The sequence below is a fragment of the Nocardia sp. NPDC058058 genome (assembly GCF_042885355.1).
In the GTDB taxonomy this organism is placed as follows: Bacteria; Actinomycetota; Actinomycetes; order Mycobacteriales; family Mycobacteriaceae; genus Nocardia.
Genome location: NZ_JBHVSA010000001.1, coordinates 782,986 through 806,167 on the forward strand (window position 1 = coordinate 782,986; position 23,182 = coordinate 806,167).

23 protein-coding genes are annotated in these 23,182 nt (G+C 67.3%); 11 read left to right on the forward strand and 12 right to left on the reverse strand.

Annotated features, from left to right (window positions below; all coding sequences use genetic code 11):
• Positions 1 to 25: 25 nt before the first annotated feature.
• The 3 genes from cobJ to ACFVUS_RS03525 form a co-directional block, all read right to left on the reverse strand.
• On the reverse strand, positions 26 to 1,585 hold the full coding sequence (cobJ, locus tag ACFVUS_RS03515) for a precorrin-3B C(17)-methyltransferase (RefSeq protein ID WP_387761579.1): 1,560 nt from the start codon (positions 1,583 to 1,585) through the stop codon (positions 26 to 28).
• Entirely contained in the window at positions 1,582 to 2,217 is a 636-nt protein-coding gene (locus tag ACFVUS_RS03520; protein WP_387761580.1) for a precorrin-8X methylmutase, read from the reverse strand. The genes cobJ and ACFVUS_RS03520 overlap by 4 nt, the downstream gene beginning before the upstream one ends.
• 64 nt (positions 2,218 to 2,281) lie before the next feature.
• The gene (locus tag ACFVUS_RS03525; RefSeq protein ID WP_364634048.1) at positions 2,282 to 2,719 is read right to left on the reverse strand and encodes an Lrp/AsnC family transcriptional regulator; all 438 of its coding nucleotides are present in this window, start codon (positions 2,717 to 2,719) and stop codon (positions 2,282 to 2,284) included.
• A gap of 137 nt (positions 2,720 to 2,856) precedes the next feature.
• Between ACFVUS_RS03525 and ddaH the strand changes: the two genes are divergently transcribed.
• On the forward strand, positions 2,857 to 3,732 hold the full coding sequence (gene ddaH / locus ACFVUS_RS03530) for a dimethylargininase (protein WP_387761581.1): 876 nt from the start codon (positions 2,857 to 2,859) through the stop codon (positions 3,730 to 3,732).
• Here ddaH and ACFVUS_RS03535 read toward each other — a convergent pair.
• From ACFVUS_RS03535 to ACFVUS_RS03545, 3 genes are all read right to left on the reverse strand, one after another.
• The gene (locus ACFVUS_RS03535; protein WP_387761582.1) at positions 3,701 to 4,249 is read right to left on the reverse strand and encodes a hypothetical protein; all 549 of its coding nucleotides are present in this window, start codon (positions 4,247 to 4,249) and stop codon (positions 3,701 to 3,703) included. The two genes, ddaH and ACFVUS_RS03535, sit on opposite strands and share 32 nt — an antisense overlap.
• Positions 4,250 to 4,437: 188 nt before the next feature.
• Complete coding sequence (cobG, locus tag ACFVUS_RS03540; protein WP_387761583.1) at positions 4,438 to 5,637, reverse strand: precorrin-3B synthase; 1,200 nt, start codon at positions 5,635 to 5,637, stop codon at positions 4,438 to 4,440.
• Between the two features lie 240 nt (positions 5,638 to 5,877).
• Complete coding sequence (locus ACFVUS_RS03545; protein WP_364634055.1) at positions 5,878 to 6,108, reverse strand: hypothetical protein; 231 nt, start codon at positions 6,106 to 6,108, stop codon at positions 5,878 to 5,880.
• Positions 6,109 to 6,407: 299 nt separating this feature from the next.
• On the opposite strand from ACFVUS_RS03545, the gene cobN reads away from it, so the two are divergent.
• Together cobN and ACFVUS_RS03555 are read left to right on the forward strand one after the other, a co-directional pair.
• The gene (cobN, locus tag ACFVUS_RS03550; protein ID WP_387761584.1) at positions 6,408 to 10,085 is read left to right on the forward strand and encodes a cobaltochelatase subunit CobN; all 3,678 of its coding nucleotides are present in this window, start codon (positions 6,408 to 6,410) and stop codon (positions 10,083 to 10,085) included.
• Between the two features lie 261 nt (positions 10,086 to 10,346).
• A complete protein-coding gene (locus ACFVUS_RS03555) occupies positions 10,347 to 10,886 on the forward strand; it encodes a hypothetical protein (protein WP_387761585.1) in 540 nt (179 codons plus the stop codon).
• A gap of 91 nt (positions 10,887 to 10,977) precedes the next feature.
• Here ACFVUS_RS03555 and ACFVUS_RS03560 read toward each other — a convergent pair whose 3' ends face one another.
• On the reverse strand, positions 10,978 to 11,361 hold the full coding sequence (locus tag ACFVUS_RS03560; protein WP_387761586.1) for a PPOX class F420-dependent oxidoreductase: 384 nt from the start codon (positions 11,359 to 11,361) through the stop codon (positions 10,978 to 10,980).
• A 119-nt stretch (positions 11,362 to 11,480) separates the two neighbouring features.
• Here ACFVUS_RS03560 and ACFVUS_RS03565 point away from each other — a divergent pair, with 119 nt between their 5' ends.
• Positions 11,481 to 12,191 carry a glyoxalase gene (locus ACFVUS_RS03565; RefSeq protein ID WP_387761587.1) on the forward strand — a complete coding sequence of 237 codons (711 nt, stop codon included), beginning with the start codon at positions 11,481 to 11,483 and terminating at the stop codon, positions 12,189 to 12,191.
• On the opposite strand, the gene ACFVUS_RS03570 is transcribed toward ACFVUS_RS03565, so the two are convergent.
• Positions 12,168 to 13,664 (reverse strand): AMP-binding protein, encoded by a 1,497-nt coding sequence (locus tag ACFVUS_RS03570; protein WP_387761588.1) that lies wholly within the window; start codon positions 13,662 to 13,664, stop codon positions 12,168 to 12,170. The two genes, ACFVUS_RS03565 and ACFVUS_RS03570, sit on opposite strands and share 24 nt — an antisense overlap.
• A gap of 50 nt (positions 13,665 to 13,714) precedes the next feature.
• Positions 13,715 to 14,524, reverse strand: a complete 810-nt coding sequence (locus ACFVUS_RS03575; protein ID WP_387761589.1) for an enoyl-CoA hydratase/isomerase family protein — start codon at positions 14,522 to 14,524, stop codon at positions 13,715 to 13,717.
• An 80-nt stretch (positions 14,525 to 14,604) separates the two neighbouring features.
• On the opposite strand from ACFVUS_RS03575, the gene ACFVUS_RS03580 reads away from it, so the two are divergent.
• The 6 genes from ACFVUS_RS03580 to ACFVUS_RS03605 all read left to right on the forward strand — a co-directional run bounded on the left by ACFVUS_RS03580 (position 14,605) and on the right by ACFVUS_RS03605 (position 19,510).
• Positions 14,605 to 15,228: a TetR family transcriptional regulator gene (locus ACFVUS_RS03580; RefSeq protein WP_387761590.1), complete on the forward strand. Its 624-nt coding sequence runs from the start codon at positions 14,605 to 14,607 to the stop codon at positions 15,226 to 15,228.
• A gap of 121 nt (positions 15,229 to 15,349) precedes the next feature.
• Positions 15,350 to 16,537, forward strand: a complete 1,188-nt coding sequence (locus tag ACFVUS_RS03585; RefSeq protein WP_387761591.1) for a lipid-transfer protein — start codon at positions 15,350 to 15,352, stop codon at positions 16,535 to 16,537.
• 2 nt (positions 16,538 to 16,539) lie between these two features.
• Positions 16,540 to 16,998 carry a MaoC family dehydratase N-terminal domain-containing protein gene (locus tag ACFVUS_RS03590; RefSeq protein ID WP_387761592.1) on the forward strand — a complete coding sequence of 153 codons (459 nt, stop codon included), beginning with the start codon at positions 16,540 to 16,542 and terminating at the stop codon, positions 16,996 to 16,998.
• The gene (locus ACFVUS_RS03595; RefSeq protein WP_387761593.1) at positions 16,995 to 17,405 is read left to right on the forward strand and encodes a MaoC/PaaZ C-terminal domain-containing protein; all 411 of its coding nucleotides are present in this window, start codon (positions 16,995 to 16,997) and stop codon (positions 17,403 to 17,405) included. Before ACFVUS_RS03590 ends, ACFVUS_RS03595 begins: the two co-directional genes overlap by 4 nt.
• Before the next feature lie 32 nt (positions 17,406 to 17,437).
• Entirely contained in the window at positions 17,438 to 18,268 is an 831-nt protein-coding gene (locus tag ACFVUS_RS03600) for an SDR family NAD(P)-dependent oxidoreductase (RefSeq protein WP_387761594.1), read from the forward strand.
• A 51-nt stretch (positions 18,269 to 18,319) separates the two neighbouring features.
• Entirely contained in the window at positions 18,320 to 19,510 is a 1,191-nt protein-coding gene (locus ACFVUS_RS03605) for a TetR/AcrR family transcriptional regulator (RefSeq protein ID WP_387761595.1), read from the forward strand.
• Here ACFVUS_RS03605 and ACFVUS_RS03610 read toward each other — a convergent pair.
• Positions 19,507 to 20,823, reverse strand: coding sequence for a hypothetical protein (locus ACFVUS_RS03610; protein ID WP_387761596.1), 1,317 nt, complete (start codon positions 20,821 to 20,823; stop codon positions 19,507 to 19,509). The two genes, ACFVUS_RS03605 and ACFVUS_RS03610, sit on opposite strands and share 4 nt — an antisense overlap.
• Positions 20,824 to 20,907: 84 nt before the next feature.
• Positions 20,908 to 21,672, reverse strand: a complete 765-nt coding sequence (gene map / locus ACFVUS_RS03615; protein WP_387761597.1) for a type I methionyl aminopeptidase — start codon at positions 21,670 to 21,672, stop codon at positions 20,908 to 20,910.
• Between the two features lie 77 nt (positions 21,673 to 21,749).
• On the opposite strand from map, the gene ACFVUS_RS03620 reads away from it, so the two are divergent.
• Positions 21,750 to 22,025, forward strand: coding sequence for a helix-turn-helix transcriptional regulator (locus ACFVUS_RS03620; RefSeq protein WP_387761598.1), 276 nt, complete (start codon positions 21,750 to 21,752; stop codon positions 22,023 to 22,025).
• On the opposite strand, the gene ACFVUS_RS03625 is transcribed toward ACFVUS_RS03620, so the two are convergent.
• The gene (locus ACFVUS_RS03625) at positions 22,022 to 23,134 is read right to left on the reverse strand and encodes a S1C family serine protease (RefSeq protein ID WP_387761599.1); all 1,113 of its coding nucleotides are present in this window, start codon (positions 23,132 to 23,134) and stop codon (positions 22,022 to 22,024) included. The genes ACFVUS_RS03620 and ACFVUS_RS03625 overlap by 4 nt on opposite strands.
• Positions 23,135 to 23,182: the final 48 nt, after the last annotated feature.

The window sequence follows — 23,182 nt, forward strand, 5'->3', positions numbered from 1 at the left end:
CCAGCCTGCATTCCACTATGGAATATTAGTCCCCGTATCGACGGGATGTGTACACCCGGGGTCCGCTCGGCGCGTCGAACACGGTGGTGGTGGACGCGCCGATGATCAATAACGTGCGCATATCCACCTCGGCCGGGTCCAGATCGCCCAGGGTCACCACCCGCACGGTCTCGGTCGGACCACCCACATCGCGGCCGATCACCACCGGTGTCTCGGGCTTGCGATGTTCGAGCACCAGATCCCGCATCGCGCCCACCTGCCAGGTGCGCTGCGAGGACGCCGGGTTGTAGACGGCGAACGCCATATCGGCCGCCGCCACCGCGGAAATCCGCCCCGCCACCACTTCCCACGGCTTGAGCCGATCCGAGAGCGAGAGCATGGCGAAATCGTGGCCCAGCGGCGCGCCCATCCGGCTCGCCACCGCACTGGCCGCGGTCACCCCGGGCAGCACCCGCACCGGCACATCGCGCCACTGCGGATCGGCCGATTCCTCGACCACCGCCGCCGCCATGGCGAATACCCCGGGATCGCCGCCCGAAACCACGACGACCTTATGCCCGGCCTTGGCCAGATCCAAAGCCATTGCCGCGCGCTCGGATTCGACCTTGTTATCGCTGGAATGCCGTCGCTGACCCGCCCGCTCCGGCACCCGATTCACGTACGTCGCGTACCCGACGATATCGGTCGCCTCGGCCAGTGCCCGCGTCACCTCCGGCGTGGTCCACTCCGCCGCGCCGGGCCCGAGCCCGACCACGACCACCTCGCCGCGCGAATCACCCGGCGCGACAGCCGGATCGATCGCCGCGGCGGTGCTGGGATTCGACCGCTCGGTGGCGGAATCCTGCCGGGTGAGCGTGATTCGCGTCTGCGGTGTGGGACCGGGGACGATGGTGATCGCGAAGTAGGGGACGCTCGCCTCATCCACGTCGGCGGCGCGCAGCACCCGCTGGCGGGTGGAGCTGGCGCGTTCCACGTAGTAGGCATCGTCGAGGCGACCGGCGTCCGAAAGGGCTTGGCGCACATTGGGATAGGTGCGTCCGAGCTTCATGATGGCGGCGGCGTCGGCGGTGCGCAGGCGTTCGGTGAGCTCTTCGACCGGCATGGTGCCGGGCAGGACCGACAGCACCTGTTCGCCTTCGACCAACGGGGTGCCCAGGGCGGCCGAGGCGGCGCTGACCGAGGTGACGCCGGGGATGATCTCGGATTCGAAGCGGTCGGCCAGGCGGCGGTGCATGTGCTGGAAAGAGCTGTAGAAGAACGGATCTCCGGCGGCCAGCAGCGCGACCGTGCGACCTGCGGCCAGGTGTTCGGCCAGGCGTGCGGCGGCGCTCTCGTAGAACTCGTCGATCGCGCCCTGATAGCCGCCCGGATGATCGGTGGTCTCGGTGGTCACCGGGTAGACCAGGTGCTCCTCGAGCTGCCCCGCGCGCATATACGGCGCGGCGGTGGCGCGCGAGATGCTGCGCCCGTGCCGGGCGCTGTGGAAGGCGATGACATCGGCCGCGCCGATGATCCGCGCGGCCTTGACCGTCACCAATTCCGGATCGCCGGGGCCGAGCCCGACACCCCAGAGCTTGCCGCTCATTCTTGTTCGCTCGCAATCGCATTGAGGGCCGCGGCGGTCATGGCGCTGCCGCCGCGCCGTCCCCGCACGGTCAGGAATTCGATATCCCCGTATTCGGCCAGGGCCTGCTTGGATTCGGCCGCGCCGATGAATCCGACCGGAATGCCGATCACCGCGGCGGGTTTCGGCGCACCGGCGTCGAGCATGTCCAGCAGATGGAACAGTGCGGTCGGCGCGTTGCCGATGGCGACCACGGCCCCGTCCATGCGGTCGCGCAGGAGTTCCAGCGCCGCAACCGATCTGGTGTTGCCCATATCGGCGGCAAGCCCCGGCACCCGGGGATCGCCGAGCAGGCACAGCACCTCGTTATCGGCGGGCAGCCGCTTACGGGTCACCCCGGACGCGACCATATTCGCATCGCACAGGATCGGCGCGCCCGCGCGCATCGCCGCGCGCGCCCGGTTCACCACGGCATTGCTGAAGTCCACGTCCGCCGCCAGATCCACCTGCCCGCAGGCGTGAATCATCCGCACCACGACCTGCGAGATATCCGCCGGAAAGCGCGCCAGATCCGCTTCGGCGCGAATCGTGGCGAACGAGCGCCGATAGATCTCGGCCCCGTCGGTGAGGTAGCTGGTACGCACGTCGGACATGGGCTCCACCCTAGATTTCGCCTCCGTGCCCACGCTGAGCGGGTGGCATGGGCCACTTCCGCCATCAGGTGCGCGGACGCTCCAGCAGCCGGGACATGACGATGCTGCTGCGGGTGCGGCCGACGCGGGCGTTCTCCCGGATGCGCTCGACGGTGACCTCGATTTCGGCCATATCGGTGGCCATGACGTGCACCAGTGCGTCGGCTTCCCCGGCGATGGTCCAGATGCCGATGACCTGCGGGATGGGTTCGAGGCTGCGGCGGAGTTCGGCCGGGGAGATGTTGTCGCGGTAGTAGACCTCGACGTACGCCTCGGTGCGCCAGCCCAGCGCGGCCGGATTCACCAGTGCGGTGAACCCGGTGATCTGCCCGGCCGCGACCATCTTGTCGACCCGGCGTTTGACCGCGGGGGCCGACAGCCCGACGATCGCGCCGATCTCCTGGAACGAGGCGCGGGCCTGTTTGAGCAGGTGGGCCAGAATGCGCCGATCGATCTCGTCCACCGGTCCGCCTTTCACTCAGACGCAACAAATCGCCACACTGTCCAGAATTTACGCAACGATTCGCTATTTCTGACGCAACGGTACGCCATTTAACTTCGTGATCACTGCTTGTACGCGCAAGTCATGAAGGAGCCTCGTTGACCTCCGCAGCCACGCTCCGCGCGCCGGAACCCACGGGCGCCCGTCGCCCCACCCCGCGCCGGTATCTGATGTGCCGACCCGATCACTTCGACGTCTACTACGCGATCAACCCCTGGATGGACACCTCGGCCCCGGTCGACCGGGCCCTGGCGCTCGCGCAATGGGAGAACCTGCGCGCCACTTTCGAACGGCACGGTCACACGGTGGATGTGATCGACGGCGTGCCCGCGCTGCCGGATATGGTCTTCGCCGCCAATGGCGGACTGGTGATCGGGGATCGGGCGCTGTCGGCCCGTTTCGCCAATCCCGAACGCGCCGCCGAGGGCCCGGCCTATCACGAGTGGCTCTCCGCGCAGCGTTTCGCGCGGGTCAGCGCCGCGCGCGAAACCAATGAAGGGGAAGGCGATTTCGCCATCGCCCACGATAAAATCTTGGCGGGCACCGGTTTTCGCAGCTCCCGCGCCGCGCACGAAGAGGTGCAGGAATTCTTCGAATTGCCGGTCATCTCACTGGAATTGATCGATCCGCGGTTCTATCACCTCGATACCGCGCTCATGGTCCTGGATGACACCATCGCCTACTATCCGGCCGCGTTCAGCGGGGAGAGCGCGCGCATGCTCGCGGGCATGTATCCCGATGCCATCATCGCCACCGAGGAGGACGCGAATGTGCTGGGCCTCAACGGGGTTTGCGACGGCTACCACGTGTTCCTGAGCGAAAAGGCCGTCGCGCTGTCCGAACAGCTGCGGGCGCGGGGTTACGAACCCGTCGGCATCGAGCTGTCCGAACTGCTCAAGGCGGGCGGCAGCGTGAAATGCTGCACGATGGAACAGCATTCGGTCAGAACGGCAGGGCGGCCTTCCACGGACTGACCGCCGGATTGTTCAGCGGGTGCGCGATCACCAGGAACCGCAACAGCATGAGCGCACCCGTGATCTGCAGGATCGCCAGTGGAATCTCGCCGATGAGCGCCGTGCCCACCGATACCCAGATATCGCCGGGCGCGGCGGTCACGATATCGAACCAGGCGTCCACCAGCAGCAGCATGCCGGTGGCGAAGGCGGGCAACACCAGGAAGACCCGGCGCTTCCAGCCCAGGTAGGCGGTGGCGCCCATCATGATCACCAGCAGTACGTCGAAGCCGATCCAGGTCAGCGACCAATTGCGGGCGTGATAGTCGGCGGGCAGGGTCATGGCGAGGTAGACGATCCACGGGATCAGCACCAGTGAGCCGCCCACCATGAGCGTCAGGCGGATACGGCGGTGAATACGCACCACCTCGGGGCGGGGCAGTCCGCGCCCGGCGGGTTGTAATCGTGCGATGAGCTCGCGCCGCTCATGATCGGACATGGCGGCGATCTCGTCATCGCTCATCTTCGAAACAGTCATGCCGACCTCCCGCGCGCTCCCTATGCGCCGATCAACACTCCGGGGTTCCCGAACAATCCATTGTCGCCCGAATCGGCGGGATGCCACCGCTTGATGCCGGGGCCGCCGCCGATGTGGAGGCGGACCAGCCCTGGACACCGAACGTCGATGGACGCGGTCGAAGCGAAGGCGAGACGTCCGAGCCGATCTCAGCCGGCGGGGTCGATCCGGTAGCCGTCGGGGGTGGCAATGACATCGGTGACCGCGCCGCGCGGTCGGCCGCAGCGGCGGTCGCAGCCGGACCAGTGCTGGCGGCCGGAGGCTACGATCTCCTCGGCATCGAGGCCAACCTGCGCGAATTGCGTTGTGCCGGAAGTGACTACGCGCCCGGACTCGACCGCTTCGGCGACATCGGCGCGCACATCGGTGAGCGATTTCGCGCAGCCGGGTGCGCCCGCGCAGGCGCTGGCCAGCAGCCAGGGGGAGTTGGCGTCGAAGATCAGGCCCATCGGGGCGAGCACCCGCACCACCTGTTCGGCGGTCCACTCGTCCAGATCGGCGATGACCAGGCTGCGCCACGGCGTGATCAGGATCGGGTGTTCGATCGCGGCGATGAATTCGGCGGTGCGCGCGGGCAGCGAGCCCAGTCGCACGCCCGCACCGAGGGCGACGCGATTGTCGGCCTGGGTCAGCCAGCCGATCGGAATGTCATGGTGGCCGGTCACTTCCACGCCGGACGCGCTGGTTTCCAGCCCGGGGCGAGTGCCGCGCAGATGTTCGGTCAGCCGCGTGACGCCGTCGGGGATCTCGTGCACTCGCCACTGACCGTCACGCAGTTCGAGGAATCCGTGCGCGGCGGCGAGCATGAGCTCGACCGCATCGTCGGCGGTCACCCGAATTCCGCTGTCCGCACCCGCGAGCAGCAGCGCGAAGCTGTGTTCGTCGATCGCGTGCACGCCGATATCCCCGCCGAGCCCGCTCACATCACCGCGACCGTCATCGAGGGTGAACAGCACGCGCCCCGGCAGTTTCGCGAGCCGCGCATCGGCCTGCAATCCGGCATCGAGCAGCGGCACCAGCGGGTGCACATCGGCCCAGCCGCCGACCCGCCCGGCCAACGGCGAGGCGATGATATTGCGAACCCGCTCATGCGAAGCGCTCGGCAGCAGCCCCGCCGCACTGAGCCGTTCCTCGAGCGCGGCCGCATCGCGGACCTGCCGCAACTGCACATTGCCGCGCGAGGTGAGTTCGATATTGCCGTCGGCCAATTCGCGCGCCGCCTCGGCGAGGGTCTGCAACTGTTCCGGCGTGAGCTGCCCGCCGGGTACGCGAATCCGCGCGAGTGGCCCGTCGGCGGCATCGTGCAGGCGCAACACTCCCGGGCAGGAGTCGGAATCTGTTCGGCTCATGACCCCACCAGCCTACGACGCGCGGGGAGGGCGGCCGACGACACCCGCCGTGCCCGTCCGCCCCGGTACTCAGCCGACCGCGAAGTATCGGAGGTCCAAGCCGGAGGGGCTCAGTTCGCGCAGGCATGCAGGCGATTCCGAGCCTGACACGACGCGCTCACCGCGCCGAGCTGGATCGGGCGCACTATGAGCGAGGCCGATCTTTCGCTTGCCGCGGTGAGCGGGTGTCGGGACGGGCGGTCAGCCCGCCTGGTGGGGTTCGATCGATTTCGGTGCGCCGCGGCGAGTCGCGAACGCGGGGGAGAGTTCCCAGGTGTCCTGGAGGAGATTGGGGACATTGTGGTGGTCTTGGTGATCGCGTCGCACCGTGGTGGTGATCAACGTGATCCCGAAGAGGATGGTGCCCGCGCAGATGATGCCCGCGAGCATCGCGTACTGCGTGTGGCCACTGCCGGCGGCGGTCAAAGCCATTGCCAGCGTTGCGAACGCAACCAGTGTGCAAAAGTATCCTGACCAGGCAGTGAAGCGGTTCCGCCTGACCCATCCCGGTGTGATTGGCATACCGGCAGCGTACGCGCGGCGGTGATAGCGGAACAGTATGGCGGACCGGGCTTTGCCGCACTGTGATCCGGGCGCGATAGCATCGGCGAGCTCGTCGGACGGAAGAAACCGGTGCAATTCCGGTGCGGTCGCGCCACTGTGACAGTCAGACCTTCCCGTCGAGCGCCACACCGTGCTGGGCGCGTCACCCGAGGAAGGCTGAAACCACTGTGATTCTGCTGCTGTCCACGTCCGATACCGATCTGCTGAGCGCGCGCGCCAGCGGCGCCGCGTATCGGCTCGCCAATCCGGCGCGCATCCTGCCCGAGGATCTGCCCGGCCTGCTGGAGGGCGCGGATCTGGTGATCGTGCGCATCCTCGGCGGTAAGCGGGCCTGGGAAGAGGGTCTGGACACGGTGCGCGCCAGAGGTATTCCGCTGGTCGCCCTCGGTGGTGAGATCGCGCCCGATGCCGAGCTGATGGAGTGCTCGACCGTGCCCGGCGGTGTCGCCGCCGACGCGCACAACTATCTCGCCGCCGGTGGGCCCGCGAACCTGCTGCAGCTGCACAACTTCCTGTCCGACACCGTCCTGTTGACCGGGCACGGATTCGAACCGCCGGTGGAACTGCCCAGCTGGGGTGAGCTGGAACGGGATTCGCGACCGGTTGCCGAGGGTGCGCCGACGGTCGCCGTCGTGTACTACCGGGCCCAGCATCTGGCCGGGAACACCGGCTACATCGACGCGCTGTGCGCCGCCATCGAGGACAAGGGCGCTCGCGCGCTGCCGGTCTACTGCGCCTCGCTGCGCACCGCCGAGCCGGAGCTGCTCGCCGCGCTGCGCACGGCCGACGCACTGGTGGTGACCGTGCTCGCCGCCGGTGGCACCAAGCCCGCGACCGCGTCGGCGGGCGGCGATGACGAGGCCTGGGATGTGGGCGCGCTCGCCGACCTGGATGTGCCGATCCTGCAGGGGCTCTGCCTCACCAGCGGGCGCGCGCAGTGGGAGGCCAATGACGACGGGCTCTCCCCGCTGGATGTCGCGACCCAGGTGGCGGTGCCGGAGTTCGACGGCCGCATCATCACGGTGCCGTTCTCGTTCAAGGAGTTCGACGCCGATGGGCTCTCCACCTACGTGCCCGATCCCGAGCGCGCCGCGCGCGTGGCGGGCATCGCGGTGCGGTACGCGCGGCTGCGTCATATTCCCAACTCCGACAAGCATATTGCGATCGTGCTGTCGGCCTACCCGACCAAGCACGCCCGCATCGGCAACGCGGTCGGCCTGGACACCCCGGCCAGTGCGCTGCGCCTGCTGAACGAATTGCGTTCCGCCGGTTACTACCTCGGTGAACCGGGCGAGATCCCGGGCCTGGAGGAGGGCAACGGCGATGCGCTGATTCACGCGCTCATCGCCGCCGGTGGTCAGGATCCGGATTGGCTGACCGCGGAACAGTTGGAGGGCAACCCGATTCGCATCGGTGCCGACACCTACGGCGCGTGGTTCGCACAGCTGCCCGAGGATCTGCGCGAGGGCGTGGAGGAGGCGTGGGGTGCCGCGCCCGGCGAGCTGTACGTGGATCGCTCCGCCGATCCCAAGGGTGAGATCGTCATCGCCGCAATGCGTTTCGGCAATGTGGTGATCATCGTGCAGCCGCCGCGCGGTTTCGGTGAGAACCCGGTCGCCATCTATCACGATCCGGATCTGCCGCCCTCGCACCACTATCTGGCCGCCTACCGCTGGCTGGCCGCGCCGGACGGGTTCGCCGCCGACGCCATGGTGCACCTGGGTAAGCACGGCAACCTGGAATGGCTGCCCGGTAAGACCCTGGGCATGTCCGCCTCCTGCGGTACCGATGCCGCGCTCGGGGATCTGCCGCTGATCTACCCGTTCCTGGTGAACGATCCGGGCGAGGGCACCCAGGCCAAGCGCCGCGCCCACGCCACCCTGGTCGACCATCTGATCCCGCCGATGGCGCGCGCCGAAACCTACGGCGATATCTCGCGTTTGGAGCAGCTGCTCGATGAGCACGCCAATATCTCCACCCTGGATCCGGCCAAACTGCCCGCCATCCGGCAGCAGATCTGGACGCTCATGCGCGCGGCCAAGATGGACCACGATCTCGGTCTGGCCGAGCGGCCGGACGAGGACGTCTTCGATGACATGCTGCTGCACGTCGACGGCTGGCTGTGCGAGATCAAGGATGTGCAGATCCGCGACGGCCTGCACATTCTCGGACAGGCGCCCGCCGGGGAGGCCGAGGTCGATCTGGTGCTGGCCATGCTGCGCGCACGTCAGCTCTGGGGCGGCGAGACCAATGTGCCGGGTCTGCGCGAGGCTTTGGGTCTGAGCGAAGCGGGCGATGAATCCCGTGAGCGCGTCGACACGTTCGAAACCCTTGCGCGCGAACTGGTCTCGGCCATGCAGGAGGTCGACTGGGATGTCCAGGCGATCGACGCCATTACCGAGAGCCTGGTCCCCGATACGGACGCGGGCGCTCAGTCCACGTCCGATGCGACGGGATCGGCCGCACCGCAGGGTGATTCGAGCGCGACCCCGGAATCGCCACGTGACGCGGTGCGCCGGGTGCTGGGATTCGCTGCCACCGAAGTGGTTCCGCGGCTGCGGCAGACCGGCGTCGAGATCGCGCGGATTCTGCACGCGCTGAATGGCGGCTTCATTCCGGCCGGGCCGAGCGGTTCGCCGCTGCGCGGACTCATCAATGTGCTGCCCACCGGCCGCAACTTCTACTCGGTGGATCCCAAGGCGGTGCCGTCGCGGCTGGCCTGGGAGACCGGACAGGCGATGGCGGATTCGCTGCTGGCGCGCTACCTGGCCGATCACGGCGAATACCCGCGCTCGGTTGGTCTTTCGGTGTGGGGGACCTCGGCCATGCGCACCTCGGGCGATGACATCGCCGAGGTGTTCGCACTGCTGGGTGTGCGCCCGGTCTGGGATGAGGCCAGCCGCCGCGTCACCAAGTTGGAGGCGATCGGGCTCGAGGAGCTGGGCCGCCCGCGCATCGATGTGACCGTGCGCATCAGCGGGTTCTTCCGCGACGCCTTCCCGCATGTGCTCGCCCTGCTCGACGACGCGGTCCGCCTGGCTGCCGGTCTGGATGAGCCCGCGGAGTCGAATTACGTTCGCGCGCATGCCCAGTCGGATCTGGCCGAGCACGGTGATGAGCGCCGCGCCACCACCCGCATCTTCGGCTCCAAGCCGGGCACGTACGGTGCGGGCCTGCTGCAACTCATCGATTCCAAGAGCTGGCGCACCGATGACGATCTGGCCCAGGTGTACACGGCCTGGGGCGGTTTCGCGTACGGCCGCGAGCTGGACGGCGTTCCGGCTGCCGACGATATGCGCATCGCGTATCGCCGAATCGCGGTGGCGGCCAAGAACACCGACACCCGCGAGCACGATATCGCCGACTCCGACGACTACTTCCAGTATCACGGCGGCATGGTCGCCGCGGTGCGCGCGCTCACCGGTAAGAACCCGGAAGCCTATATCGGCGACAGCACCCGGCCCGATGCGGTGCGCACGCGCACGCTGTCCGAGGAGACCGCGCGGGTATTCCGTGCGCGCGTGGTGAATCCGCGCTGGCTCGAGGCGATGCGCCGGCACGGTTACAAGGGCGCCTTCGAAATGGCGGCCACCGTCGACTATCTGTTCGGCTATGACGCCACCACGAATGTGGTCGCGGACTGGATGTACGAAAAGCTCGCGGAATCCTATGTATTCGACGATGTGAATCGCAAGTTCATGGAGCAGTCGAATCCGTGGGCGCTGCACGGTATTGCGGAGCGTTTGCTGGAAGCCGCCGAGCGAAAGCTCTGGGAGCAGCCGGAAGCCGATACCCTGGAGCGACTGCGCGAGGTCTATCTGGAAACCGAAGGCGAACTGGAATAAGGGAATTCCGCATTTCGCGGCGAGTCGGGGTCGGACGCATAGGACATCGGCGGACAACCCCGGCACCTGCTCTATCCTCGCGGCAAGTCTGAGGGGACGATAAGAATCGTCCCGGCGTCAGTCTCGGGGAGGCGCCGGGAACTCCAATCACGCTATTGGGATGAATAATTGGATGTGGATTCCCCGATTCGCCGTGTGATCCCCCGGAATACGCCTGCTCGGTAATGCGGTGAATCGGCTCTTCGAATACAGGTAATCATCATGAGAATAGCCAAATTCGCCGCAACAACCCTCTTCTCCATTGCCGCGGTCTGCATAGCCACCGTCACCGCGCACGGTGAACCGGTCCTCGCGCAACCGGGTATCAGTGGTGTCGATCGAGGGGTCGAGTACACCACCAGCCTGGCGCCCGATCACTCCGCGGTCACCACCACACTCACCGGTGGCAGGTTCGAATTGGCCGGTGGCACAGTGAATGTGCTCGGGCCGAGCGGTGAGACCATCGCCTCGCTACCGCTCACATATCAGGCCGCCGATCGAGCGCTCAACGTGATCCCCGAAATCGACGCCGCCGGAACGACATTGACCATGCGCCCGGAGAATGCGGCCGATATCGCCACGCCCGCAGCCGATCCGGTCGCGCTACAGAACATCTCCAATGTCGGATCCATCGTGGCCGGGGCACTGATCGGCTGCGTGGTCGGTGCGGTGATCGGCGTGTGGTTCTTCTTCGTCGGCGCGATCGTGGGCTGCGGGGTGGGCGGCCTGCTCGGGGCGATCATCGCCGGACAACAACCATGAGGTGAGCACGGCTGTGCGCGGGGCAGCACTCGGCCGTGCGTATGGCGAACCGCCGGACCGGATTACCGGCCCGGCGGTTCGACCGTGATCATCAGCCCTCGGCGGTGATTTCGATGCCGACGGTACCGGTCTTACCGCGGCGCAGCGTGCTGCCGGTGACGACGAGATGCCCCTGCAGGCCGTAGCGGCGCTTGACCAGACCGCGCACCCGATCGCTGCCCGCGTCATCGAGGATGACGGCCTTACCGCTGACGATCTCGCCATTCGGCTTACCGCGCACATCGCACGCCTGCACGGTGACCTGCGGATTGCGGCGAATGCGCTTGACCTTCCAGCTGTCGGTGACCGTCCAGATGTACAGGCGGCCGTTATCGAGGGCCGCCCACAGCGGCGTCCCGACCGGGGTGCCGTCCTTCTTGAAGGTGGTCAACAGGACGTACTTGGCGGTCCCTACCGGGCCGAACGGGTTATCCACGCCCGCAGCCTATCCGGTGCCCGCGCGGACGGCAGCGCGCGGAACGAGTTATAGGCGCGTGTCTCGCGGAGTTCGTAGGGTGGATTCGGGAGTGGAATTCACCGCGAGGAGACACACATATGGCAGACAGTTCGGTTCCGGTGCTCTGGGGTGGCGACCTGCCCGAGACACTCGATTTCTATCGCACGCTCGGCTACACCGTCACCTACGAACAGACCCGGCCGTACACCTACGGCGTGGTGCGGCGCAATGGATTCGACCTGCACTTCGGGCCGACGCCCAAGGAGTTGGACGCGCAGCAGGCACATATCGGTTGCCTGGTGCTGGTGGACGAGATCGCACCGTGGCATAGCGAGTTCACCGCCGCCCTGCGCGCCCGCTACGGACGCATCCCCGCGCGCGGCATCCCGCGCATCACCCGCTTCCGGCCCGGTCAATCCAGGTTCACCGTGGTGGATCCGGTCGGCAACAGCGTCATCTACATCCAGCGCGATGAACCGGACTTCGAATACGGCGGCTCCAAGCAGCTCGAGGGTCTGGCCAAAGTGCTGGACAATGCCCGCATCCTGCGTGATTCCAAGAACGACGATGCCGCCGCGGCGCGGGTCATCGAGACCGGCCTGCGCCGGCACGCGGCCACCGCCACCTCCGCCGATCAGGTTCGGGCGCTCGCCGCGCTCGCCGAAATCGCCGCCGCCGCAGAGGATTCGACCCGGGTGGACGAACTGCTCACCCGGATAACCCAATTGGAGCTGTCCGACGCCGACCGCGCGATCGTCGCCGACGAACTCCGGATCGTCACCGACCTACAGCGGTGGCTGGACGCCTGAGGTGGGATCCGCGGGCCAGTAGCCGGCCCGGATCCGGCGTTTGAAGAGTTTGCCGGTGTCCTCGCGAGGCAGATCGTCGTCGAAGACGACGACCTTCGGAACCTTGTAGCCCGCCAGGTGCGCGCGCACGTGCTCGCGCACCTGGTCGGCTGTCAGGCCGGTGGCCTCGATATGGGCCGCGATCGATTCGCCCAGGTCCGGATCGGGGATGCCGAAGACGGCGGCATCGCGGACACCGGGGAGTTCGAGCAGGCAGGCTTCGATCTCGGCGGGATAGATATTGACGCCGCCGGAGATGATCATGTCGGTGCTGCGGTCGTTGAGGTAGAGGTAGCCGTCGGTGTCGAGGTAGCCGATATCGCCGATATCGAGGTAGCCGTCGCGTTCCATGGCGGCCCGTTTGTCCGGATTGCCGTGGTAGGTGAAGATGGGCCAGCCACTGGGCGGGCGCAGGTGGATGCGGCCGGAGGTACCGGCGGGCAGCTGTTCGCCGGTTTCGGAGTAGATGCGGATATCGCCGTCGCCGATCGGCCGTCCGACGGTTCCGGGATGCGCCAGCCACTGTTCGCTGTCGCAGGCGACGCAGCCGCCGGTTTCGGAGCCGCCGTAATACTCGCGCACGATCGGGCCGAACCAGTCGATGATGCGGCGCTTGATCTCCGGCGGGCAGGGCGCGGCGGCGTGTACGACCGCCTGAAGCGAGGACAGATCGTACCGGGCGCGCACGGATTCGGGCAGGCGCAGCAACCGGACGAACATGGTCGGAACCGCCTGGAAGTGATTGATCCGATGGGTCTCGATGAGCCGCAACAGCTCCTGCGGATCGAACTTCGGCATGATCGTCAGATCGATGCCCGCCGCCGCGCCGACCAGACAGTGCACATTCGGGGCGGTGTGATAGATCGGCGCGGGCACCAGGGTGCGCATTCCCGGTGTGAGACCGAAGGTTTCGAAGATCAGCGCCGCGAGCGCCGCGCCCTGCTCGGGCGTGGTGGCATCGCGCACGATGCCCTTGGGCCGTCCGGTGGTACCGGAGGTGTAGATCATCGATTGCGGTGCCCGCGTGGGTGATTCGGACCACGGCCGCAGTTCGGTCAGCCACTTCTCGTAGCGACGGTGGCGTCCGGTCGGGGCGGCCGCGTCGTATTCCACTTCGATGAGCAGCCGATCACCCGCCACCGGTTCCACGGTCGGAATCAGATCGGAATGCGCGAAGATCACCCGGCTGCCGCTGTCGTCGAGCAGATAGGCCAGCTCCGCGCCCTTCCAATGCCAGTTCACCGGCACCGGGGTCGCACCGAGCAGCCCGGCCGCCATGCTCACCTCGACGAAAGGCAGATCATTGTGCATGAAGATGGCGACCCGGTCACCGGCCGTCACGCCGTGTTCGGCGAGCCCGGTCGCCACCTGCGCGGCGCGCAGTCGTAGTTCGTCGTAATCGCGGATGGTCTGTCCACATCGAATCGCGGGCATATGCTTTCGTCCTTCATCGGTTGAAACAGCTTGTTCGACAGGGTGGTCGGTCAGTCGGCGATACGCGAGGTGCGCCAGGAGTCGAAGGCCGCGGCGAACTCGCCGCGATGGAAGGCCCCGGCCTGCGCCACCGCCTCGAGGTCGATGGCGGTCGCCAGATCGGTATCGGCGGCCGCGCGCAGTAGCCGCTTGGTCGCCGCGGCGGCGGCGGGCTGCCGGGTCAGGATCGCCGCGAGTTCCAGCGCCGTCCGCAGGGGATCCGCGGTCACCTGCGCGACCAGCCCCATCTCGTGGGCGCGCTCCGCGCCGACCGGTCGGCCCGCGAGCAGCATCTGCAATGCCGGTCCCGCGCCGATGAGGCGCGGCAGCAGCCAGCTCGCGCCGGTGTCGGGCAGCAGGCCCATGCGAATGAACGACGGCAGCAGCATCGCCTCGGGGGAGGCGATGCGGATATCGCAGGCCAGCGCGAGCGCCATACCCGCACCGACGGCCGCACCGTCGACGGCGGCGAGGGTCGGCTGCGGCAGCGCCCAGAGTCGCTCGGCGGCGCGCATGGTGCGCGCGAGATTCTCCGCGACCTGCTGTTCGGAGGCGCGGCCGAGATCGCCGATCGTCTCGAAATCGCCACCGGCGCTGAATGTTCCGTTCGCCCCCGTCACCACGACCGCCCGTACCTCCGGATCGGCGGCGATGAATTCCAATTGCCGGATCAGTTCGGTGAACAGTGCGTCGGTGATGGCGTTGCGGGATTCGGGGCGATCGAAGATCAGTACCCGGATTCCGTCGGAGCGCTGTCGCACCCGCAGTCCGGCGCTGTGGTCCAGGGTTGAGGTTTCGGCACTCGGCACCGGGGTCCCCATTTCGTTCCGGTAATTACAGGTCACTTGACCTGTGTCGGAGGTTACAGGTCAAGTGACCTGTCGTCTATATAGTGAGGGCCATGGTTTCCGCCGCGACCCGCAATACCGCCAGTGCCCAGCGCGAACGCAGTGATCAGATGCGTGCCCGGTTGATCGAGGCGACCATCGAAAGCCTTGCCGCGCACGGCTATCCGGCGACCACCACGCGCCGGGTCGCCGATATCGCCGGGGTCTCGCTCGGGGCGATCGCGCACCATTTCCCGGTGCGGATCGATCTGATCACCACCGCGCTGGACGAGGTCGGGCGGCGCATGGTGGTGGAGTTGCACGCGGCTGCCGCCGCAGCGATCGCGGCCCGGCCGCGGCAGCGCACCCCGGCCCTGCTCGATGTGCTGTGGACCGCGTTCACCAGCGAGTTGTTCGCGGTATGGGTGAAGGTGTGGATCGCGGCGGTGGATGATGCGGAGCTCTACGCCGCGCTGGCCCCGTTCGAACCGGCGCTGTCGGCGGCCTTCGCGGCGATCGCCGATGATGTTGCCCCCGAGGATCTTCCGCGTGCCGAATGGACCCATCGCATCGCGGTGGCGCTCGACGCCATGCGCGGACTCGCGCTCACGCTGACGATTCAGCCGCGCCCCGCCCAGCCGCGCCGGGATCCGTGGCCCGCGACCAGGGCAGAACTCACCGCACTGCTCGATCGCTGAGATGTGAATCGCCTCTAGTGCCGCCCTGTCGGGTTCAGGGCGGAAAAACTTCTTCTTGACTGTTGTCTTGCCGACGGTATTCACTAAGTGAATCAGCGTTAGTCAACGGAATGGGAATGGCATGAGTAGACGCGCCGTCGTGGCGGGTGTCGGGATGATCCCGTTCACCACGCCCAGTCGCAGTGAGACCTATGACGTGATGGGCACGAAGGCGGCCCGGGCCGCGCTGCTCGACGCCGGGGTGGAGTACGCGAAGATCCAGCAGGCCTACGCCGGATATGTGTACGGCGACTCGACCTGCGGGCAGGCCGTGGTCTACGGGCTCGGGCAGACCGGGATCCCGGTGCTCAATGTGAACAACAACTGCTCCACCGGATCCTCGGCGCTGTACCTGGCGCGCCAGGCGGTGGAGTCCGGGGTGGCGGACGCGGTGCTGGCGGTCGGCTTCGAGCAGATGCAGCGCGGTGCACTCGCGATGGGTTACACCGATCGGCCGAGTCCGTTCGCGCGGTTCGACGCGGTGATGGATCAGATTCAGGAACGCGACGAATCTCCTTTCGCCGCACAGATGTTCGGCGGCGCGGGACGGCAGTACGCGGAGAAGTACGGCACCTCGCCGGAGACCTTCGCCAAGATCTCGGTGAAATCGCGCCGGCACGCGGCGAACAATCCGTTCGCGGTGTTCCGGGATCCGGTGACCGTGGAGGAGGTGCTGGCCTCACCGCATATCTACGGTCCGCTGACCCGGTTGCAGTGCTGCCCGCCGACCTGTGGCGCGGCCGCCGCGGTCATCGTCAGCGAGGAATTCGCCCGGGCCAACGGCATCGACCCGTCGGTGATCATCCGGGCGCAGGCGATGGCGACGGATTTCTCGTCGACCTTCACCGAGAACGATATGACCAAGATCGTCGGCTACGACATGTCCAAGGCCGCCGCGCAGCAGGTGTACGAGGCGTCCGGGGTCTCGCCCGAGGATCTGCGCGTGGTCGAACTGCACGACTGCTTCACCGCCAATGAGCTGCTCACCTACGAGGCGATCGGGCTCACTGCGGAGGGGACGGCGGAGAAGTTCGTCCAGGACGGCGACAACACCTACGGCGGTCGCGTGGTCACCAATCCCTCGGGTGGGCTGCTGTCCAAGGGGCATCCGCTGGGCGCGACCGGGCTGGCGCAGTGCGCGGAACTGGTGTGGCAGCTGCGCGGGCAGGCCGAGGCGCGACAGGTCGAGGGCGATGTGCAACTGGCGCTCCAGCACAATATCGGCCTCGGCGGCGCGGCCGTGGTGACGCTGTACGAGAAGGTGAGCTGAGCATGGCTGTCGATCCCGCGGTCATCGGAACCGAGCTGCCCGCAACGACTCTGACCATCGACGCCGGTCGGCTGCGATTCTTCGCCAAGGCCATCGGCGAAACCGATCCGGTCTACACCGATCTCGAGGCCGCGAAGGCCGCGGGCTACCGCGATCTGCCCGCACCGCCGACTTTCCTGTTCTCCATCGAACTCGAAAACCCGGACCCCTTCACGTTTCTGGCCGCGGCGGGCGTGGATCTGCGCTTCGTACTGCACGGTGAACAGTCGTTCGTGTACCACTCGGCGGCGGTCGCCGGTGACGTGCTGACCGCGACACCGCGCATCACCGACGTGTACAGCAAGAAGGGTGGCGCGCTCGAATTCATCGTGAAGGAAACCGCCGTCACCCGGGCCGACGGTTCGGCGGTGGCGGAGCTGAAATCGATTATCGTGGTCCGCAATCCGGGAGCAGGCAAATGACCCTCACGCACCCCGTCGAGGTCGGCACCGAACTGCCGCCGCTGCGGATCCGGCCCATCTCGCGCACCACCCTCGCCCTGTTCGCGGGCGCGTCGGGGGATCACAACCCGATGCATATCGATCTGGATGTGGCGAAATCCGCTGGGCTGGAAGATGTTTTCGCACACGGCATGCTGTCCATGGCCTACCTGGGGCGACTGCTGACCGGCTGGGTCGCGCAGTCGTCGATCCGTTCCTACGGCGTGCGATTCGCCGCCATCACCCCGGTGCTGGGCAAGCCCACCGCGACCGGCCGGGTCGTCGCCATCGATGACGTCGATGGGGAACGCCGCGCTACCGTCGAACTCGTCGTCATGCTGGACGACGGCACCGTCACCCTCACCGGTGTCGCGGTCGTCGCCCTCTGACCTCCACCACATAACGAAAGGTTTTGTCTCCCATGGGAACTCTTGATGGCAAGGTCGCCATTGTCTCCGGCTCGGGGCGCGGCATCGGCCGTGAGATCGCGCTGAAGCTCGCCTCGGAGGGCGCGCGCGTCGTGGTCAACGATCTCGACTCCGAACCCGCCAAGGAGACCGTCGCGGCGATCGAGGCCGCGGGCGGTCAGGCCGTGGCCTGCGCGGGCAGCGTCACCGAGGAAGGGTTCGCCGAGCGCTTCGTACAGACCGCCGTGGACAGCTACGGCGGGCTCGACATCATCGTGAACAATGCCGGATACACCTGGGATTCGGTCATCCAGAAGATGACCGATGAGCAGTGGGACGCCATCCTCGATGTCCACCTCAAGGCTCCGTTCCGGATTCTGCGCGCCGCCCAGCCGGTCATCGCGGCGGCGGTGAAGCAGGCCAAGGCGGCCGGGGAGCCCGTGCCGTGCCGCAAGGTCGTCAATATCTCCAGCCTCGCGGGCACCGGCGGCAATGCCGGACAGGCGAACTACTCCTCGGCCAAGGCCGGGGTCAACGGCCTGACCAAGGCGATCTCCAAGGAATGGGGCCGCTACAACGTCACCGTGAACTCGGTGGCGTTCGGTGTGATCAAGACCCGGCTCACCGAAACCCCCGCGGGCGGCGACGGCACCATCGATGTGCAGGGTAAGGAGATCAAGGTCGGGGTGAATCCCGGACTGCTGTCCGCGATGGAGCAGATGGTGCCGCTGGGTCGCGGTGGCACGCCCGCCGAGGCCGCCGGTGCGGTGTACCTGTTCTGCATTCCCGAATCGGACTACGTCAGCGGGCAGACCCTGGTCTGCGGCGGCGGGTTCAACATCTAGGATTCGCAGGACGCGAACATCGCCGCCACCCGGCGGTACGAAGGAGACGCAATGGTGAACGGGCCGGACGTGGTCCGTCCGGCCCGTGGCACCCGGCCGGCGAACCGGCGTGAGCTGATCGTGTCGGCGGCGGCGGATCTGTTCTATCGCAAGGGATTCCAGAATATCGGCATGGGTGAGGTGGCCGAGGCGGTCGCCATCGGCCCCTCGGCGCTGTACCGGCATTTCCGCGGTAAACAGGGGCTGCTGGCGACGGTGATCGGCGGGGCGCTGGCCAAGGTCGACGCCGCGATCGGGGAGATGGGGGAGCCGCCGCACGATATCGCGGGCGCGCTCGCGGCGTTCGCGCTCACCCATCGCGAGGTCGGGGTGCTGTGGCAGCGTGAGGCCCGGCATCTGTCCGAGGCCGATCGCGCGGAATTCCGGGCCGATGCCCGGCGGATCGGCGTGCGGCTGGCGGAGGTGCTGCGGCGGCAACGACCCGAACTCGATGCCGCGCAGGCCGATCTGCTGGCCTGGTGTGCGCTGGCGGTCGCGGACAGCATTTCGTTCCACGGTCTTTCGCTGCCGGAACCCGAATTCACCGCGCTGCTGCGCGAACTCATCGCCGTGGTCGTCGATGCTCCCGTGCCGGTGCTCCGGGCGGATTCGGGTCTGCGCGCGGATCCGGTTGCGCTGGCGGCCAATTCGCGGCGCGAGGCGATTCTCACCGAATCCGTGCGGCTGTTCGCCGAGCGCGGGTTCGCCGGTGTCAGCGTCGATGATATCGGCGCGGCCGCCGGGATCGCCGGACCCAGTGTGTACAACCACTTTCCGGGCAAGACCGATATTCTCACCGCCGCCATGGTGCGCGGGGACGAGTGGTTGCGCATGGGAATGCATCGCGCGTTGGCCGCCGCGTCGGATCCTGCCGACGGGCTGCGGCGACTGCTGGGCAGCTACAGCGAGTTCGCGTTCGAAAACCCTTATCTCATCCGGACTCTGGTGTCCGAGGCGGAATATCTGCCCGAGGCGGAGCGGGAACGGGCGCGACTGTCCCAGCGCGCGTACATCACCGAATGGGTGCATCTGCTGCGCCGATCGCATCCGGAGCTGGATCCGGTGACGGCCCGCATTCGGGTGCAGGCCGCGCAGATCATGGTCAATGACATTGCCTCGACACCGCATTTGCAGCGGATTCCCGATATCGCCGGCGCGGTCACCGAGATCGGTGCCGGGCTGCTCGTCGCCGCGCGGGGTTAGCGCGGGCGGCGGTGCTCGGCGATCTCCTTCGCCGTGCTGCTGTCGAGTTCGGCCGGGCCGGGCGCGACCTGGCCCTGATACTTGATCGCCGAACCGATCAGGCCGCCGTTGTATACCAGTGCGGTCCAATCGTTCTGGGTGGTGAGCACACCGCGCACCTCGTCCTTGTTGATCGAGGTGGCGACCGGTGCCGGTCCGAAGATGCCGTCGCAGTTCCAGTCGATGCGCTTATCCGCGGTCTGCTGGGTGGTGACCATCCACTGCGCCCACTTCTGGCAGTAGTAGGAGGTGCGCCAGCCCGCCGCGCCCTCGCCCAGACCCTGCGATTCGTCCAGGTGATCCTCGTTCAGGTCCGGTAGCGCGAGCGCGGAGTAGCCGAAATAATTGGTGCCGTCACCGCGTGGGACGCCGCCGGTCTGGAACGAATAGTTCAGCACGCTCAGGTAATTGGGCTTGAAATTGATGCCGTCGTGGCCGCCGTGCTGCAGGCCCAGATTGTGGCCGAGCTCGTGGACGAAGGTGCCGACGAGTTCATCCTCGGTGGGGGTCGGTCCCCAACTGCACACCGCCGCCGGGCTGAAGGCGACGATGAAGGTATCGCCGGGCAGCTGTGGTGAATTGCCGCTGGAACAGCCGCCGTCGTAGCCGTTGACCCAGACCATGTAGTGGAAGACGTGCTGGCGTTCGGGCGCGAAGTACTGTTCCTTCAACTGTTGCAGTCCGGCGAGCATGGGGTTGAGGTCCTCGGCGGCGGGGACCTGATTGCCGCCGCCGAGGTCGTATTTGCTCTGTGCCGGTTCGTTTTTCGGGGTCAGCGGGCCCGGGCTCGCGGCGGATCCGGACGAGCCGTTGGATGAACCGTTCGCCGAACCGGAGGCCAGTGAGTTCGCCGAACCGGTATCGGCGTCGCGGGACGGCTGGCGCGGCGGCGGAATGGGCGCGCCGCGAGTGCCGAGATCGAGATGGATGCCGATACCGGTTTTCTTATCAGGGTTGACGACCGGGCTGGTCGCGAACACCTGGGTGATCCGGTCCAGCACCGCGTCCGAGGGCTCCTTACCCGTCATGTAGTCCATCTCGATGAAGATGTCCTTGTGATTCGGGTCCGCGCCCATACCGGGCAGATCCACATCGGCGATACCGTCACCGTCGGCATCGAGCCCGTACTTCTCCCAGTTGTCCGGCAGCCCGTCACCGTCGGTGTCGACGGTGTCCTCGAGGGTGCCCACCGGTGCCGCGTAGGAGATCGGGGCATAGGCGGCAACAAGAACGACTGTGGCGGCGAGCGTTCCGACGAGCACCCGGGTCCTCATGGCGCTGAGAGTATTGTCCGGTTGCCCATCGCACCGCGCGACACCCCGTCGTTCCTGCGGAAAGGCGCTGGACCAGGCCGGATGTCAGACGGTGGTGAGGATGCGCGGCCCCGATTCGGTGATGGCGATGGTGTGTTCGGAATGCGCGGTGCGGGAGCCGTCGGCCGAGCGAATGGTCCAGCCGTCCGGATCGGTGACGATCCGGTCGGTGCTGCGGGCGAACCACGGTTCGATGGCGATGGTCAGGCCCGGGCGCAGGATGAAGCCGCGGCCCGCCCGGCCGGTATTGGGGATGTGCGGATCCTCGTGCATGGTGCGGCCCAGGCCGTGGCCGCCGAATTCGGTGTTCACCGGATAGCCGTAGGACTTGGCGACACCGCCGATGGCGGCGGAGATATCGCCGATCCGATTGCCCGGCAGCGCAACGGAGATCGCGGCGTCGAGGGCCTCCTCGGTGGCGCGGACCAGGCGGGCGTCGGCCGCGTCCGGGGTGCCGACGATGGTCGTGACGGCGGAGTCGGCGACCCAGCCGTCGATGCCGACCGCGAGGTCCGCCGTCAGCACGTCACCGTCGGCGAGGGTGTAGTCGAACGGAAGTCCGTGCAGCACCGCGTCGTTCACCGACAGGCAGACGGTATTGCGGAATGGGCCGCGCCCGAACGAGGGCGAGTAGTCCCAGTAGCAGGACACCGCGCCGCGTTCTCGAATGCGCTCGCGCACATGGGCTTCCAGATCGAGCAGATTGACCCCCGGTCGTGCGCGCTCATGTAGTTCGGACAGGACGTTCGCGACGAATTCGCCGGTTACCCGCATGCGGTCGATCTCCGCCGCGGATTTGAGTTCCACCATGACAACCTCCGGATTGGTATTTTAATACCGACCATAGCGGGTTGCGGTATTTTTATACCAACCGTAAGGTGGCGGGCATGGTACGACTCCCTTTGACCCCGGCCCAGGTAGAAGCCGGTCGCCGGCTCGGCTCGGCGCTGCGGGCCGCGCGCGGCGACCGGGATCTGGTCGAGGTGGCCGTCGACGCGGGTATCTCCCCGGAGACGCTGCGCAAGATCGAATCGGGCCGCATGCCCACCCCCGCCTTCGGCACCGTGGTCGCCCTGAGCCGCGCGCTCGGCATCTCCCTGGAGGAACTGGCCGATAACTGGCAGCCCGCCATCGTGGCAGCGGCCCGACTCACCGCCTCCTAGTCCACGGTCAATTCGACCGGGACGGCGATCACGTCGACCATCGCGCCATTGCGCAGCACCGTCACCGGCAGGGTGCGGCCGATGGCATCGCCGAAGAGTTGGCGTTGAATGCCCTGGGCGTCACGGACTTCGCGACGGGCCACGCTCAGCACCAGATCGCCGCGCCGCAGACCGGCGCGTTCGGCGGGACCGCCGCGTACCACCTCCACGATGCGCAGTCCGGCGTTCTGGCCGGTGCGTTCGGCGACGGCGTCCGGTAGCGGTGCCGGTACCCCGACGATGCCCAGGTAGGCGCGGCGCACCTTGCCCTCGTGTTGCAGCGTGGTGATGATGCGGCGGGTCGTCACATTGATCGGAATCGCCAGGCCCAGGCCGATTCCCGCCACGGCGGTATTGATGCCCACCACCCGGCCCGCCGAATCCGCCAGCGCGCCACCGGAATTGCCGGGGTTGAGCGCGGCGTCGGTCTGGATCACATCCTCGATGACCCGCGCGGCCCGGCCATTGCCCACCGGTACCGAGCGGCCCAGCGCGCTCACCACACCCGCCGTCACCGATCCGGCCAGGCCGAGCGGACTGCCGACCGCCACTACGAGCTGCCCGACCACGAGATTGTCGGCATCACCCATCGATACGGCCGCGGGTGCGCCACCGCGAGCACGCAACACCGCCAGATCCGAGAGCGGATCCACCCCGATCACATCGAAGCGGGATTCCACGCCATCGGCGAACACGACCACCCCGTTCTTGGCCGAGCCCACCACGTGTGCGTTCGTGAGCAGATACCCGTTATCGGTGTAGACCACGGCCGATCCGCCACCGCGCCGGGTTTGCACGCTCGCCACATGCGGCGTCACCGCCTGCGCCACGCTGATCACCGTGCGTGAATACGCGTCCAGCGCCGCGGCTTCCGCCGCCGCGCCGGTATCGGCTGTTCCGCCTTTGCCGGTGGCCGCGCCTTTGCCGGTGGCCCCGTCGTCCGAGCTTGGGGCTGCGCCATTGTCGCCCTTGTTCGCTGCCCGGGGCGCGCTAGAACCTGTCGTGTCGAAGTTCGGTTGCCCGGTTCCGTCCGAACTCGCGGTCGGGGAGAGGGCTGAGTCGTCGGCCATGGTCATCACCACCCGATTACATGATTACGTTGCCTGCTCCCAGGATGC